Raw genomic sequence first — 14764 nt, 5'->3', positions numbered from 1 at the left:
CCCGAAGGGCACACCGACACAAGCAGCGACCGCACAGCCACCGTTCACCCCGCCGAACGGCACAGCGACCCAGGCACCGATCGCACAACCATCGTCCACACAGCCACAGCCGCCCACCGCTTGGCAGGCCACTCCCCTCCCGCCGAACGGCACGATTGATCCGCCAGTCCCGACCGGCCAACTCCAAGCGCCGACAGACCCGCCGAACGGCTCGATTACTCCGCAGGCACCGGCTGTCCAGCCCCCGGCTGCCCGACCGCAGCCACCGACCGTCCCCCCGAAGGGCACACCGACACAAGCAGCGACCGCACAGCCACCGTTCACCCCGCCGAACGGCACAGCGACCCAGGCACCGATCGCACAACCATCGTCCGCACAACCACAGCCGCCCACCGCCCGGCAGGCCACTCCCCTCCCGCCGAACGGCACGATTGATCCGCCAGTCCCGACCGGCCAACTCCAAGCGCCGACCGTCCCGCCGAACGGCACAACCCAGACTCCGATCGCACAACCATCGGTCGCCCCGCCACAGCCACTGACAGACACGCCCCAGGCCGGCACAACCCAAGGACCGATCGCACAGCCGTCACTCGCCCCGCTCCAGGTGCCGACTGTCCAGACCACGATTACCCCGCAGGACGGCGCGATCGCCCAGCCGCCGACCATGCAGCACGTCCCGGGCGCGCAGCACGGCCCAACCACACAGCAGCCCCCAACCGCACAGCAGCCCCCGGCCGCGCGGCAAGCCCCAAGCGCACAGCAAGTCCCAACCACACAACAGGCCCCGAGCGCACAGCACGGCCCAACCACACAACAGGCCCCGAGCGCACAGCATGGCCCGGCCACGCAACAAGTCGCGACCGCACAGCAGCACCCGACCGCACAACACGGCCCGACCGTGCAGCAAGTCCCGGCCGCACAACAGGGCCCAACCGCACAACACAGCCCAACCGCACAACACAGCCCTACCGTGCAGCAACACCCGACCGCACAACGCGGGCCGAGCGCGCAGCAAGTCCCAGCCACGCAGCAAGTCCCAGCCACGCAGCAAGTCCCAGCCACGCAGCAAGTCCCAGCCACGCAGCAGGTCCCAGTCGCACAGCAGGCCCCGACCACGCAGCAAGTCCCAGTCGCACAGCAGTTTCCGACCGCACAGCAGGCCCCGAGCACGCACGAAGTCCCGGGAACGCAGTACGGCCCGTCCGCGCAGCAACACTTGCGATTCGGGGCGGGCCAGTAATGACCGCCGAAATCACCGTGTCTGTGCCGGATGCGACAGAATCCGATGGGAAGATCCGTTGTCCGTGGTCGGAGGGGTCTCAGCTTTACCGGGATTATCACGACAACGAATGGGGCAAACCGCTGCATGGGGATGACGCCATGTTCGAGCGGATGTGTCTCGAGGCATTCCAATCGGGGCTGGCGTGGATCACCATTCTGCGTAAGCGTCCGGCCTTCCGAAGCGCATTTGCCGGGTTCGCGATCGAGCGGGTGGCGGCCTTCGGCGATGACGATGTGGCGCGGCTGTTGGCCGATCCCGGCATCGTCCGCAACCGGGCCAAAATCGAAGCGTCGATCGCCAATGCCAGGGTGGCCGCAGACCTCGATATCGGACTGGACGAGTTGATCTGGTCATTCGCGCCGGCTACTCGGCCACGCCCGCGCGTGATTGCCGAGGTGCCCGCGACCACCCCCGAATCCATAGCTCTGGCAAAAGAATTGAAGCGGCGCGGGTTCCGCTTCGTCGGGCCGACGACCGCCTACGCGTTGATGCAGGCGACCGGAATGGTCGACGACCACCTGATGGATTGCTGGGTCTGAGGAGGGCGGCCCAACACAGGCCGAGCGGTCACATTTCGAACTCAGGTATCCGTCCCCTCCGGCGATAGGGAAGAATGGGACGGGTGTAGCTCGCCAAATGCCGGCGAGCTCACTAGTTGGTGACAACTGGAGTTCCAAGAAAGTGCGCAGCATATCGCGCAGATCTGGAGGGAGCAGAGGATGGCGGCCATGAAGCCCCGCACCGGGGACGGTCCCCTCGAGGCAACCAAGGAAGGGCGTGGAATCGTGATGCGGGTTCCACTCGAGGGTGGCGGGCGTTTGGTCGTTGAGCTCACGCCGGATGAAGCGGCAGCGCTCGGTGACGAACTGAAGAGTGTCACCAGCTAATCCCACACTCGCTGATGTGGCCGGTCTGCTGGCCTGTCCGGAATGCGGTTCCGAAATGGAGTCGCAAGATCGGGCGCTGCGCTGCGGACACGGGCACAGTTTCGACATCGCCAAACAGGGTTATGTCAGTCTATTGACCGGTGCGTCGACGAAAATGACCGGCGATACCTCGGCGATGCTGGACGCGCGTGCCGCGTTCCAGGTCGGGGGACATTTCGCGCCGATCGCCGATGCGGTGGCAACGGCTGTCGCGGCCGACCATCGGGTGCTCGGCGGCGCGGCGGTGCTCGAGGTCGGTGCCGGAACCGGCTACTACCTGGCCGCCGTGCTCGATGCCGTCCCGGCCGTCGGGATCGCCTTGGATGTGGCCAAACCCGCGGCCCGACGCTGCGCCCGCGCCCATCCGCGTGCCGCCTCGGTATTAGCCGACGCCTGGCGCGGACTGCCGGTTCGAGACGGTGCGCTGCATCGAGTGGTCTCGGTATTCGCACCACGTAATCCGAGCGAGGTCGCCAGGGTCCTCACTGCCGATGGTCGCTTCGTCGTCGCTACCCCAACCCCACGCCACCTGGCCGAACTTGTCGGCCCACTCGGCCTGGTTACCGTCGATCCGGACAAGGACCGCCGCCTCACCGACGCCATGTCCGGTCACTTCGACGCGGTAGACCGCACCGTCGTCGAATATCCGATGAAGCTCACCCGCACCGATATTCGTAACGTGGTGGCGATGGGCCCGTCCGCCCATCATGCGACCAACCACCTGGATGGCCTGCCGGACACGCTCGAGGTAACCGCCTCGGTCCAGGTCTCGACCTACCAACCTCAGAATTTGCGAACCTGATCGTAGATCGCGACGGTCTGGGCGGCGATCTGCAACCAGTCGAATTCAGCGATGGCACGGTGGCGTCCGGCCGTGCCATATTCGGCGGCGAGCACCGAATCACCGGCGACCTCGTTGACGGCTTCGGCCAGATCGTGTTCGTATTGCTCCGGCGCATTCGCGTCGTAGTGCACCAGACGGCCCGTCTGTCCGTCCACGACTACCTCGGGAATGCCGCCGACATCCGAGGCGACCACCGCGGTCGCACATGCCATGGCCTCGAGATTCACGATTCCGAGGGGTTCGTAAACCGAAGGGCAGACGAACATCGTGGCCGCGGCGAGAATCTGGCGGATCTGCTCGGTCGGCAGCATCTCGCGCACCCAGAACACATTGCCGCGCGCCTCGATGAGTTCGGCGACGGCGGCGGCCACCTCGGTTTCCAGTTCGCGGGTGTCCGGCGCGCCCGCGCACAGCACCAACTGGATTTCCGGATCGAATTCCCGGGCGGCGGCGAGCAGATGCCCGACACCCTTCTGCCGGGTGATGCGACCGACGAAGGCCACGATCGGCCGGTCGGTCCGCACGCCCAATTCGTCCAGGATCATGCGCGATCCCTCGGCGGGCAGTCCCGGATGCCAGACGGTGGCGTCGATGCCGTTGTGCACCACGTGAACCCGGTCCGGATCGATCGTCGGATAGGCGTCGAGCACATCGTGGCGCATACCTTCGCTGACCGCGATGATCGCGTCGGCGTATTCCACGGCATTGCGCTCCGACCACGACGACAGCCGGTAGCCGCCGCCGAGCTGTTCGGCCTTCCACGGCCGCCGTGGCTCCAGCGAATGCGCGGTCAACACGTGCGGGATGCCGTAGAGGGTCGCGGCGAGATGTCCGGCGAGCCCGGTGTACCAGGTATGCGAATGCACCACGTGCACATCACCCGCGGCATCGGCCATCCGCAGCTGGGCCGACATCATCTGCATCGCGGCATTGGCGGCGTAGAGCATCGGATCCGGTTGGTGCACCACGGCATCGGTGCGTTGCATACCCATGCAATGCACGGTCACCTCGCACAACTGCCGCAACTGCGCCGCCAACTGGGTCACATGGACACCTGCCCCGCCGTACACCTCAGGGGGATATTCGCGCGTCAACATAGCAACGCGAAGCCGGTCGTGATCGCCGGCTCCCGCCCCCGCACCCCCACCGCCCGTGCCGAAACTCACGGCTTCAAACTAGACGTTCACTTTGGCATGGGCCACCTGTACCCGCCTCACGCGGTAGTTTGGCAGGTGTGAGGAGCCAGCCGCACGTACTCGGGATCGTGCTCGCCGGTGGCGAGGGTAAGCGCCTGTTCCCCCTCACCGCGGATCGGGCCAAGCCAGCTGTCCCCTTCGGCGGTGCGTATCGATTGATCGACTTCGTACTCAGCAACCTCGTCAACGCGGGCTATCTGCGCCTGTGTGTGCTCACCCAGTACAAATCGCATTCACTGGACCGGCACATCTCGCAGACCTGGCGGCTATCGGGTTTCGCCGGTGAATACATCACGCCGGTGCCCGCCCAGCAGCGGCTCGGTCCGCGCTGGTACACCGGCAGCGCCGACGCGATCATGCAGTCGCTCAACCTGATCTACGACGAGGATCCGGACTACATCGTGGTCTTCGGCGCGGATCACGTGTACCGGATGGATCCGGAGCAGATGGTCCAGCACCACATCGACTCCGGTGCGGGCGTCACCGTCGCGGGCATCAGGGTGCCGCGCAGCGAGGCGAGTGCGTTCGGCTGCATCGATTCCGACGAGTCCGGGCGGATCACTCAATTCCTGGAGAAGCCCGCGCATCCGCCGGGCACACCTGACGATCCGAACGTCACCTTCGCCTCGATGGGCAACTACGTCTTCACCACCAAGGTGCTGGTCGATTCGATCCGCGCGGACTCCGACAACTCCGATTCCGATCACGATATGGGCGGTGACATCATCCCGGCGCTGGTCGCCGCGGGCGAGGCCTCGGTCTACGACTTCGCCGATAACGAGGTGCCCGGCGCCACCGAGCGCGACCGCGGCTACTGGCGCGATGTCGGCACCATCGATGCCTTCTACGCGGCCCATATGGATCTGGTCTCGGTGCATCCGGTCTTCAACCTCTACAACAAGCACTGGCCCATTCGCGGTGCGGCGGAGAATCTGCCGCCGGCCAAGTTCGCGCAGGGCGGGCTCGCGCAGGAGTGCGTGGTCGGCGCCGGTTGCATCCTTTCGGCCGCGACCGTGCGCAATTCGGTGCTCAGCTCCAATGTCATGGTGGACGACGGCGCGACCGTCGAGGGCAGTGTGATCATGCCCGGCGTCCGGATCGGGCGCGGCGCGGTGGTGCGGCGCGCGATTCTGGACAAGAACGTGGTGGTCGGCGAGGGCGAGATCATCGGCGTGGATCTGGACCGGGATCGGGATCGCTTCGCGGTCAGCAACGGCGGCGTGGTGACGGTCGGCAAGGGCGTCTGGGTCTAGCCGAAATCGCTACTGCGACTGCGACGGACAGAACGGCGCGCAGGCACCGGGTGTTTTCGGCACCGTCGTGGCCGGCGACTTATCGCCGAAATCGGCGGTGACGACCAATAACATCAGCACAACGGCGATACCGAGCACCAGCACAAGAATGATCGCCGAGCGGCCCCAGTCGATCGGATCTCGATCATCATCATCGCGAAACACGCTGAACCTCTCGCTGGACCTCTCCCCGATGGCCACCCTGGGACATCCTCTACTCCTGGATACCCAGTCGGCGGCGGTTTCGCGCGAAATATTTCCGACGGTTATCGCGGACCGGGCTGCGGTGGCGCGACGGTGCAGAACGGTTCGCACGGACCGGGAGTCAGCGGAACTTTTGTCCGCTCGGTGCCGAAATCAGCATTACTGACCCACACCAGCACCACCACGGCCAGCACCATGATGAAAATCAGAAGGCCGAGTGCGGGCAGTAAACAACCGCCGCTGGCTCGTCCCCCATTGATCGTGTGGCCGATATGGCCGATTTCTAGGATCTGGGTTCCGCGTTCCCACACCATGGGCATACCTTGCCGTCGTCGAACCTGGCATCAGCTCGAATACCCGTCCGGCGGCGGCGAAATCAGCACACGGTCAACGAAATCCAAACGCTCCCAACGTTTATGAATAGCCGGACGGTTACTAGCCGCGCGATGCGCAGAGCAGACCGTCCCCGACCGGGATCAGCACGCTGGTGAGTTCGGGATCCTCGGCGATCGCCCTGGTCGCGGCGCGTACGGCCTGGGTCGCGGGATCGCGCTGGGTCTGGTCCGGGACCCGGCCACCGAGTAGCGCATTGTGCAGCACGATCGCGCCGCCGGCGCGCAGCAGCCGCACGGCCTGGGTGACGTATTGCGGATGCTCGAGCGGGGCGGCGTCGATGAACACCAGGTCATAGGCACCGTCGGCGAGCCGGGGCAGCACATCGAGGGCTCGGCCGTTGATCAATCGGGTACGCGCGGGTGGGATCTCGGCGGTGCGGAACGCCTCCTTGGCCGCACGCTGATGCTCGGGTTCGGAATCGATGGTGGTCAGGGTCCCGTCCTCGCGCATGCCATCCAGTAGCCACAGGCCGCTGATCCCCGCGCCCGTCCCCACCTCTACCACCGCGCGTGCGCTCAGCAGCTGGGCATACATGCTCAGCAGGGCGCCTACCGAGGGTGGTACGGGTAACGCACCGAGTTCAGTGGCCCGCTCACGCGCGCTGACGAGGACCTCGTCTTCCACGACGGATTCCTCCACGTAGGAGAGATTTCGCTCCAGATTCGATGCCACGCCTATGAATCTAGGGCACGAAGTCGCAAGTTTGGCTCATCGGTGAAGCGTTATCCCGTGGCTGAGCGATTAATTGTTCGGCGGGGGCGGGGGCGGGATTCTCAGGTGTCCCTCAGGATCTCCACACCCTCGGCATATCGAGGCAAGAAAGAGTATGGGCAAGCAAGACCAGCCGACCGTCCGGCACGGGGGCGCGGGAACAACGACATACCGATCGTCTGTTGTAACCGTACGTGACGATCCGAGACCCGGATCGCCACTAGATCCGCAGCCACGGTCCCGAGTAGGAGGTATCACCATCCATATGGACAGAGGGTCATTTTCGGCGCTCCAGGTGCCCTCCGTGGTTACGCAAGCTACCGCCTCCGGGCACGTCGCTCACGCCAGGGCGGCGCGCGAGTTCGCCACCCTGCCAGCGCAAGCTCTCCCGACGGAAGCGGCGCAAGTTCTCCCGACGGAGGCCGAAATGCACGACGAGGACCTCACCGAAATCGAACTGACCGGCACCGCGGCCTTCGACGCGACGGGCGACCGTTCCGCGATGCCGACCTGGGACGAGTTGGTCCGCGAACATGCCGACCGGGTGTACCGGCTGGCCTACCGACTTTCCGGCGACGCTCAGGACGCCGATGATCTGACCCAGGAAACCTTCATCCGGGTTTTCCGTTCGCTGTCGAATTACCAGCCGGGCACCTTCGAGGGCTGGCTGCACCGCATCACCACGAACCTGTTCCTGGACATGGTGCGCAGGCGCAACCGGATCCGGATGGAGGCGCTGCCCGAAGATTACGACCGGGTGCCCGCCGAGGGCCCGAGCCCGGAGCAGGCCTATCACGACGCCCGCCTGGATCCCGACCTGCAATCCGCCCTGGATTCGCTGGCTCCGGAGTTCCGCGCGGCGGTCGTGCTCTGCGATATCGAGGGTCTGTCCTACGAAGAGATCGGCGCGACCCTCGGTGTCAAGCTCGGCACCGTGCGCAGCCGCATCCACCGCGGCCGTCAGGCGCTGCGCGACTACCTTGCGCATAATGGAAGTGAGCAGCGGTTCGCCGCTGACGCGAACCTGGGGTGATCCGGCGCGAGCCGTACCGCACCCGGCGGCCGGATATCCGTTCGGTCGAGCGCAGAAGTGGATGAGTCGGTTGGAAGGGTGAGCACTGAATGAGTGGCGACGCCAGCACGTCAGGTCGTCCCCGTTTCCGTCCCACCGAGCATCTGGCCAGCGAGGCGATCGCGGCCTATGTGGACGGCGAACTGCGGATGAATGCCTATCTGCGTGCCGCCCAACATCTTTCCGTCTGCCCCGAATGCGCGGCGGAGGTCGATGCACAGCAGCAGGCGCGGATCGCACTGCGCCGGGCCGGTCAGGTGTCGATTCCGACCGATCTGCACGACAGCCTCACCCGCATTCCGCTCGCCGAACTACCCGGCGGCGCGACGAGCGCGGCCGCCCGGCCGCCCGCCGGAAGCCCCCGCAACGAGGCGGTTTTCGGATTTCTGACCGATTCGTTCACCGCGACCCGGTGGACAACCTGGTGGCGCAAGTAGAGTTTGCCGAGTGACCACCGAATCGACGAATTCCGGGCCGTCGGAATCGCGGCCCACCGCAGGCGACACCTCCGATTCGGCGACCAGGGGGAAGCTGAATTCATCCGCACCGCCGGCTGCCACCTCCCTCAGGCCGTCGGACGCGCCGACACTCGGACCGCGCCCGGTCTACCGCCCCCACGTGGACAATCACACGGCGAGCGCTTTCCGCCGCCCCACCGGTCAGGCCGGTTCATTCGGCGAGCAGCCCAGGTCGGCCGGTTCGGTCGTCCCGCAGGTCGGGCCGGAACTGCACAACAGCCCGCCCGACGCGGTGCTCGCCGAGGCCTTCGGACGCCCCGACGGCTCCACCGAACTCCTCCAGCGTGATCCCGACGCCACCGACACCGGCGCCCCCGTGGCCGGTCCGGCCGATCCGTGGCGCGACCCCGATGCCGCCGCGCGCCTCGGCGCGCCCGCCGTCGCGACCCCGCGCCCCGCGCCGCTGCCGCAGGCGCGCAAGCTTTCGGCCAGGGAGGTGCTCTTCGGCTCCCGGGTGGCGCCCAAGGGGCTGGCCCTGCTCGCGGCCGTCGCGCTGGCCATCGGTGTGCTCGGCGGACTGGTCGGCCGGTTGACCGCGGAGGCGACCTCCCCGCTGACATCGCGCAAGGTCACCCTGGAGCAGTCGGGCGAGATCGAGCGCCCGCACGGTCTGATCGCCAAGGTGGCCAATGCGGTGCTGCCCTCGGTGGTATCGATCCGGGTCACCGTCGGCGACAACGGCGCGACCGGTTCCGGTGTCGTCATCGACGGTGGGGGCTACATCGCCACCAACAATCACGTGATTTCGATGGCGGCACAGGACAAGTCGAACCGGGCCGCCATTCAGGTGACTTTCTCCGACGGCAGCCGGGTGCCCGCCAATATCGTCGGACGCGATCCGAAGACCGACCTTGCGGTACTCAAGGTCGATGTGAAGAATCTCACTGTCGCCAATCTGGGCAAGTCCAAGGACGTCCAGGTGGGTGACGACGTGCTGGCGATCGGTTCGCCGCTCGGCCTGAGCAAGACCGTCACCTCGGGCATCGTCAGTGCGCTGCACCGTCCGGTCGCGCTTTCCGGTGAGGGCAGCGATACCAAGGCCGTCATCGACGCGGTGCAGACCGACGCCTCGATCAACCCGGGTAACTCCGGTGGCGCACTGGTCGACATGGAGGGCAGGGTCATCGGCATCAATACCGCGATCCGCAGTGAGACCGGCGGTTCGGTCGGCCTCGGCTTCGCGATTCCGGTGGATATGGTGACCAGTATCGCGCAGACCCTGATCCACGACGGCCAGGTGCACCACCCGAAGATCGGTCTCAGCGCCCGCAGCAAGCAGGTCGCAAACGATGTGATGAGCGGTGCGGCCGTCGCCGATGTGGAACCCGGCGGACCCGCGGCCAAGGCCGGAATCGTCGAGAACGACGTCATCGTGAAGATCGGCGATCGCGAGGTGACCGGCCCGGACGAGCTGGTGGTCGCGGTGCAGCAGCGCAAGATCGGCGACACGGTTAACGTGCAGTTGATCCGCGATGGCAGGCAGGTGGACGTGCCGGTCACACTGGAGTCGGACTGAGCCGCGGATGGAATCCGGAGCGGCTCGGCAACGTCGGCCCAGGTAGCCTGGACCCGTGTTCAGCAACATCAGCTGGGGCGAGATGGTCATCCTCCTCGTCGCCGCCCTCGTGATCCTCGGCCCGGAGCGACTGCCCGGGGCGATTCGCTGGACCACGCAGAGCCTGCGCAAGGCTCGCGACTACGCCAGCGGCGCGACCCAGCAGCTGCAGCAGGAGCTCGGACCCGAATTCGAGGACTTGCGTAAGCCGCTGGCCGATCTGAACGAGCTGCGCCAGATGTCGCCGCGTCAGATGGTCACCAAACATCTTCTGAATGGCGACGATTCGGTTTTCCGCGAATTCGAGAAGGCGATTCCGGATAAGCAGGACCTGCTCGGCACCAGCAGCGGCATGCCGGACTACCCGATGCCCAAGCTCGAAAAGCCGTTGGAGCACAACGAACGTCCGCCGATCGACACCGACGCGACGTAACTGTGTTCGATTTGCCGCGCCTTCGGCGCGGCGTGTTCGCGGCCCCCTGGTGTCTCGCGTTCGAGCCGTCGAGACTCGCGACTTCGTCGCATGCGCTTCGACGGCTCGGCTGTGTTCGATGGCCGCACCTTCGGTGCGGACGCGAGACGGGCCGCGAACGTCGCTCGTAAGACTCGCTCCGTCGTGGTTGCCAAGGGCTGCAATAAGTCTGTGGTGTCAAGCAGACTAGACGCTTGATCGTGTCGAGATGTCTAGACTTCGCACATGTCGGCCGATGACGTGGCGCGCGTTTTCGCGATCGAAGATAAAGTCGAGCGACTCAAGGCGGCCACCGATGGGGTGGCGGCGGCCCAGCAGACCATCAACGAGCTAACCCGCATCCGCAGGGCGGTGATCAGGGAACTTCACGCCGAAGGCTGGACCTTTGCCAGAATCGGTGCGGCGGCGGGACTTTCCCGCGCGCGGATCCATCAGGTGAGTACCCAGGGTCCCGCACCGGAAGGTTTGTTTTTCGGGCACGGATCGCTCACGGTAATCGCACCGGAGGTGCGCGGCGGCCGAGTGCTCGGCGCACCGGATCCGAGTGCGGCACAACGACTGGTGGAGCTACTGCGCGAACTCGGCTTCACCGCAACGGTCGAACACTTCCTGCCGGGCCGACCCGTCGACCTGAATCGGGACGGGCTGATCGTGCTCGGCGGGCCCGAACTCTCGCCGAGCATTCGTCAGCTCATCGCGGCCGATCCGCGACTGCGGCGAGCGGTGGCACGGGCCGGGGATGCCCGGCGCGGCATCGAGGATCGGGCGGCCCGGCGGGTATACCGGCCCGGCGGTCCGGAACCGCACGATATCGCCTATGTCGCGCGGCTCCCGCGTCCCGATGGGCGCGGCACCGCGCTGATCATCGACGGTCTACATCCGCCCGGCTCGCTCGGCGCAATCCGTTTGCTCGCAACCAGATTGGCGACGCTACACGAACGCGCTGCCACACATCTGTTTTCGGTACTGGTCGCCGTCCGCTACGACCGTTCCACCGGTGAACCGGTCGATGCGGATCTACTCACCCCGGTTTACCGGCACGATGCTGAGCCGAGATCAACCTCCGGCCTCCGACGCTGAAGCGTCGACCGTTGGAAACCTTTGACGATCAAGTAGCGCTCGCGACCGTCGCGCGGCACCGTGGGGTTCAGCGGAGTCGCTCGATACTCGCTTGTGCCCGTGAACCCAGGTAGGTAGATCACAGCAGCCCGCGATGACCCCGCGATATGTCACACATCACCTACACCTTTCATCTCGGCTCGATAACCGCGATATCAAGGTAGCTAGCTGATAACTATGCAGGTGGGAGGGGTTTCTCTGGTTTGCGGATCTGCGAGCGCGGCTTGCCGAGGCGGCCGAGCGAAGTCATCCGGACGGTGTCGAGCACGCCGCACCGCGGGAACTCGGGCGCAGCGTACTCGGGCGCAGCGCATAGGAACTGGTCGGTAGCTAGGCTCGAGGGCAGCGACGACGAAAGGCTTCGCCCGGGAAAGGATCGGTGGCCGTGCGCACGATGCTCGAACAGTTGGTGCAGTTGGCCGATCGAGAGCCGGTGGCGTTGGCCCGCATCGTGGATGCGACGGGGCCGGGGCCGCGCGAATTGGGCGCGGCGATGGTGGTTACCGCAGATGGTGAGGTGCTCGGCTCGTTATCGGGCGGCTGTGTCGAGGCCACGGTGGTCGAGTCGGCACGGGAAGTGTTGGCCAGTGGGCGTGCGGTATCGGATCGGTTCGGATATGCCGAGGCCGACGGTTTCGCGGTTGGGCTGACCTGCGGGGGCGAGATCGAGGTCTTCGTCGAGCGCGTCGATGAGTCTCGGCTGCCGATGCTTTCGGCATTGCGTGCGGCGATCGCGGCGGGTCAGCCGGTTTCGCTGGCCACCACCCTGGATGCCGCCCCGGACTGGAAACTCTTGCGTCCCGGCGATTCCGAGCCCTGGCGCGGCGTCGACCGCGATGCGCAGGCGCTGCTCGCGGCCGGACACAGTGGTCTGGTCGGCTCGGACGAATGCGAAACAGTGCAGGCCCCGCGCCCGCGCGTCTTCGTCCAGACCTTCGCCGCCCCGGCCCGCATGATCCTGGCGGGCGCCAATGACTTCGTTCGAGCCCTCGCCCGCACGGGCCACCAACTCGGCTACCGCGTCACCGTCGTCGACGCCCGCGAAACCTTCACCACCCCAGCCCGATTCCCCTCCGCCCATGAGGTAGTCGTCGACTGGCCGCACCGCTATCTGACCGCCGAGCACGCCGCCGGACGCATCGATGCGCGCACCGTGGTCTGTGTTCTCACCCACGACACCAAATTCGATGTGCCGATGCTCGTGGCGGCGTTGGGCATCGCTGAAATCGGTTTCGTCGGGGCACTGGGTTCGCGGCGCACACATGCCGAACGCATAGCACGCCTGCGTGCAGCGGGTATCACTGACGATCAGCTGGCACGCCTGAAAAGCCCACTAGGCCTTGACCTCAATGCCCATACGCCCGACGAAACCGCCATCTCGATAGCCGCCCAGATTCTCGCCGAGCGTGGGGGTGCGTCAGCCCGGCCATTGGCACGAACCGACGGCCCGATCCATCATTGACCCAGCGATCTACGCCCTGCTACTTACCAGTGCCGCAAGATCCAACGTGATCGACGCACCGGCCAGGTCGAGCACTGCCCGCCCGGACTTCTCGCCGACCAATTCCTATTCCCTGTCGATCAATCGATATGCCGTCGGGCTGACCGGGTCATCGGATGGAACCGGGTTCGGTGCTCTTGTCCGCATTCGGAGATCTTGGGCAAGAGTTCTGGTGGCGGGCGCCCGAGATCTGCGTGGTCACATACGGAGCTGCGGACCGGTGACCTGTTCGCCCCTACTTGCCCGCTGTGACCAGGCCGAACACCATGTCAGTTGGCACGTCAGATCGGTATCAGGTCGGTGTCAGCCGGGCCGGTGACAGTATTGGCATGAACAACACAGCGAAGAACTCGAACAGCAGCCGGAACGACTCGACCTGGACGGGCATGGTTGCCGTCGACGACACCGCACTGGCGGTGACCGACACCGGCGGCCCCGGTCGTCCGGTGCTCTACCTCAACGGCTCCTACGCTACCCAACGCAGCTGGCGGCCCGTCATCTCCGAACTCGGCACCGACTGGCGCCACATCACCTACGACGAGCGCGCTCGCGGCAAGTCGAAGAAGTCGGCGGACTATTCGTTCGAGGGCTGCCTGCGCGATATCGACGCCGTCCTCGCCGCACGCGGTGTGCAGCGACCGCTGCTGGTGGGCTGGTCCTACGGGGCAGCGCTCGCATTGCATTGGGCCACACGCAATCCCGACCGTGTCGCCGGAGTGGTCATGGTCGACGGCGGCTATCCGTGGGACTACCTGGCCACCGTCGATAACGGTGACCGCGAGGCCGGACGGGAGGAGATCCGGCGGCTGTTCCGGCAGATGCGGGTACCGATGGCGATGGCCAGCCTGCTGGGTTTGGCCGCTCGGATGAACCCCGCACAGGCCGCCGAGGTCAACATCGAGCTGAACGAGATCGTCGCCGCCAGCGACCCCGTCTTCGACCTCGTCACCTTCCCGATGCGGTTCGTCGTGGGCTCCGGCGCCGCCCAAGGCGCCACCGAGGAAGGACACGCGGCGATGCGCGCCACCCTGGATCCGGTGCTCGCCCGCAACCCCAACGTTCAGGTGAGCGCGAAGGTCACCAGCAACCACACCAGCATCGTGCGCAAAGACTTCCGCGCCATCGCCGCCGCCGCTCGAGAAGCCGCCGCCGCACAGCAAAGCGCAGGTCACTGACGACATGGCAGAGAGCTCACCATCAGCCAGGCCACGGCCTTCGACCCGCGCCGGCATCCGCTCATCAGCTACATATCGTGTGTTGAGTGAGTGGCCCGGGCCGGAGCCGCGGCCGACTGGCTTGTATCGGCCGCTCCGTCGTCTTCAGTTGCCGTACTGTTTGGTTTCGGGTCGTTCGATCATGATCCCGTGAGCCGGTTCCTCGGCCACCGGCCGATGCTCGACTCCGCGCGGAACGACGAAGATTTCGCCGGGAACGAGCGTCACCGGCTCATGGTCTTGTAGTTCGATGCGGAAGGTGCCGCTCCAGCACAGGAACAGTTCGTCCTCGTCGTGGTGGTGCCAGGGGAATGCGCCGTGGAAGCGGGCGATGCGTACTACGGCGTCGTTTGCCGTAGCCAGGTCCCGCGGCTGCCATGGTCCGGTCAGGTCATCGACGACATCGGTGATCGAGATCTTGCTCATGACTTCATCCTCGCGACGGCAGGGTCGTGCCCCTAG

At 66.1% G+C, this 14764-nt stretch carries 17 protein-coding genes; 11 read left to right on the top strand and 6 right to left on the bottom strand.

Translation table 11 applies throughout. The features are described from left to right. Positions 1-586: 586 nt before the first annotated feature. On the bottom strand, positions 587-1216 hold the full coding sequence (locus ACIBJI_RS04030) for a hypothetical protein (RefSeq protein ID WP_397082946.1): 630 nt from the start codon (positions 1214-1216) through the stop codon (positions 587-589). Between the two features lie 23 nt (positions 1217-1239). Between ACIBJI_RS04030 and ACIBJI_RS04025 the strand changes: the two genes are divergently transcribed. The 3 genes from ACIBJI_RS04025 to ACIBJI_RS04015 all read left to right on the top strand — a co-directional run bounded on the left by ACIBJI_RS04025 (position 1240) and on the right by ACIBJI_RS04015 (position 3010). Beyond that, positions 1240-1821: a DNA-3-methyladenine glycosylase I gene (locus ACIBJI_RS04025; protein ID WP_396957193.1), complete on the top strand. Its 582-nt coding sequence runs from the start codon at positions 1240-1242 to the stop codon at positions 1819-1821. Positions 1822-2001: 180 nt separating this feature from the next. Then, the gene (locus ACIBJI_RS04020; protein ID WP_011211259.1) at positions 2002-2169 is read left to right on the top strand and encodes a DUF3117 domain-containing protein; all 168 of its coding nucleotides are present in this window, start codon (positions 2002-2004) and stop codon (positions 2167-2169) included. A 16-nt stretch (positions 2170-2185) separates the two neighbouring features. Then, entirely contained in the window at positions 2186-3010 is an 825-nt protein-coding gene (locus ACIBJI_RS04015) for a putative RNA methyltransferase (RefSeq protein ID WP_364344355.1), read from the top strand. Here the strand turns inward: ACIBJI_RS04015 and glgA are convergent. After that, complete coding sequence (gene glgA, locus ACIBJI_RS04010; protein WP_364344611.1) at positions 2992-4149, bottom strand: glycogen synthase; 1158 nt, start codon at positions 4147-4149, stop codon at positions 2992-2994. The two genes, ACIBJI_RS04015 and glgA, sit on opposite strands and share 19 nt — an antisense overlap. 137 nt (positions 4150-4286) lie before the next feature. Between glgA and glgC the strand changes: the two genes are divergently transcribed. After that, on the top strand, positions 4287-5501 hold the full coding sequence (glgC, locus tag ACIBJI_RS04005; protein ID WP_364344358.1) for a glucose-1-phosphate adenylyltransferase: 1215 nt from the start codon (positions 4287-4289) through the stop codon (positions 5499-5501). Between the two features lie 9 nt (positions 5502-5510). On the opposite strand, the gene ACIBJI_RS04000 is transcribed toward glgC, so the two are convergent. From ACIBJI_RS04000 to ACIBJI_RS03990, 3 genes are all read right to left on the bottom strand, one after another. Continuing rightward, entirely contained in the window at positions 5511-5705 is a 195-nt protein-coding gene (locus ACIBJI_RS04000; protein ID WP_364344361.1) for a hypothetical protein, read from the bottom strand. A 101-nt stretch (positions 5706-5806) separates the two neighbouring features. Continuing rightward, complete coding sequence (locus ACIBJI_RS03995) at positions 5807-6058, bottom strand: hypothetical protein (protein ID WP_364344364.1); 252 nt, start codon at positions 6056-6058, stop codon at positions 5807-5809. A gap of 121 nt (positions 6059-6179) precedes the next feature. Next, entirely contained in the window at positions 6180-6812 is a 633-nt protein-coding gene (locus ACIBJI_RS03990) for an O-methyltransferase (RefSeq protein WP_396957194.1), read from the bottom strand. 466 nt (positions 6813-7278) lie between these two features. Between ACIBJI_RS03990 and sigE the strand changes: the two genes are divergently transcribed. The 7 genes from sigE (at position 7279) to ACIBJI_RS03955 (ending at position 14263) form a co-directional block, all read left to right on the top strand. Then, the gene (sigE, locus tag ACIBJI_RS03985) at positions 7279-7884 is read left to right on the top strand and encodes an RNA polymerase sigma factor SigE (RefSeq protein ID WP_364344615.1); all 606 of its coding nucleotides are present in this window, start codon (positions 7279-7281) and stop codon (positions 7882-7884) included. An 89-nt stretch (positions 7885-7973) separates the two neighbouring features. Further along, positions 7974-8360: a hypothetical protein gene (locus ACIBJI_RS03980; RefSeq protein WP_040695126.1), complete on the top strand. Its 387-nt coding sequence runs from the start codon at positions 7974-7976 to the stop codon at positions 8358-8360. A gap of 10 nt (positions 8361-8370) precedes the next feature. Further along, positions 8371-9957 (top strand): trypsin-like peptidase domain-containing protein, encoded by a 1587-nt coding sequence (locus ACIBJI_RS03975; protein WP_396957195.1) that lies wholly within the window; start codon positions 8371-8373, stop codon positions 9955-9957. Positions 9958-10012: 55 nt separating this feature from the next. Beyond that, the gene (gene tatB / locus ACIBJI_RS03970) at positions 10013-10429 is read left to right on the top strand and encodes a Sec-independent protein translocase protein TatB (RefSeq protein ID WP_364344368.1); all 417 of its coding nucleotides are present in this window, start codon (positions 10013-10015) and stop codon (positions 10427-10429) included. A gap of 264 nt (positions 10430-10693) precedes the next feature. Then, positions 10694-11548, top strand: a complete 855-nt coding sequence (locus ACIBJI_RS03965) for a hypothetical protein (RefSeq protein WP_364344371.1) — start codon at positions 10694-10696, stop codon at positions 11546-11548. Between the two features lie 424 nt (positions 11549-11972). Continuing rightward, positions 11973-13049: an XdhC family protein gene (locus tag ACIBJI_RS03960; protein WP_396957196.1), complete on the top strand. Its 1077-nt coding sequence runs from the start codon at positions 11973-11975 to the stop codon at positions 13047-13049. 368 nt (positions 13050-13417) lie between these two features. After that, on the top strand, positions 13418-14263 hold the full coding sequence (locus tag ACIBJI_RS03955) for an alpha/beta fold hydrolase (protein WP_397082944.1): 846 nt from the start codon (positions 13418-13420) through the stop codon (positions 14261-14263). Positions 14264-14407: 144 nt separating this feature from the next. Here ACIBJI_RS03955 and ACIBJI_RS03950 read toward each other — a convergent pair whose 3' ends face one another. After that, entirely contained in the window at positions 14408-14728 is a 321-nt protein-coding gene (locus ACIBJI_RS03950; protein ID WP_364344377.1) for a cupin domain-containing protein, read from the bottom strand. Between the last annotated feature and the right edge of the window lie 36 nt (positions 14729-14764).

This window comes from Nocardia sp. NPDC050408 (assembly GCF_044458905.1).
Taxonomy (GTDB): Bacteria; Actinomycetota; Actinomycetes; order Mycobacteriales; family Mycobacteriaceae; genus Nocardia.
The sequence above is the reverse complement of the archived record's forward strand: the minus strand, read 5'-3'. Positions and strand labels throughout refer to the sequence as shown.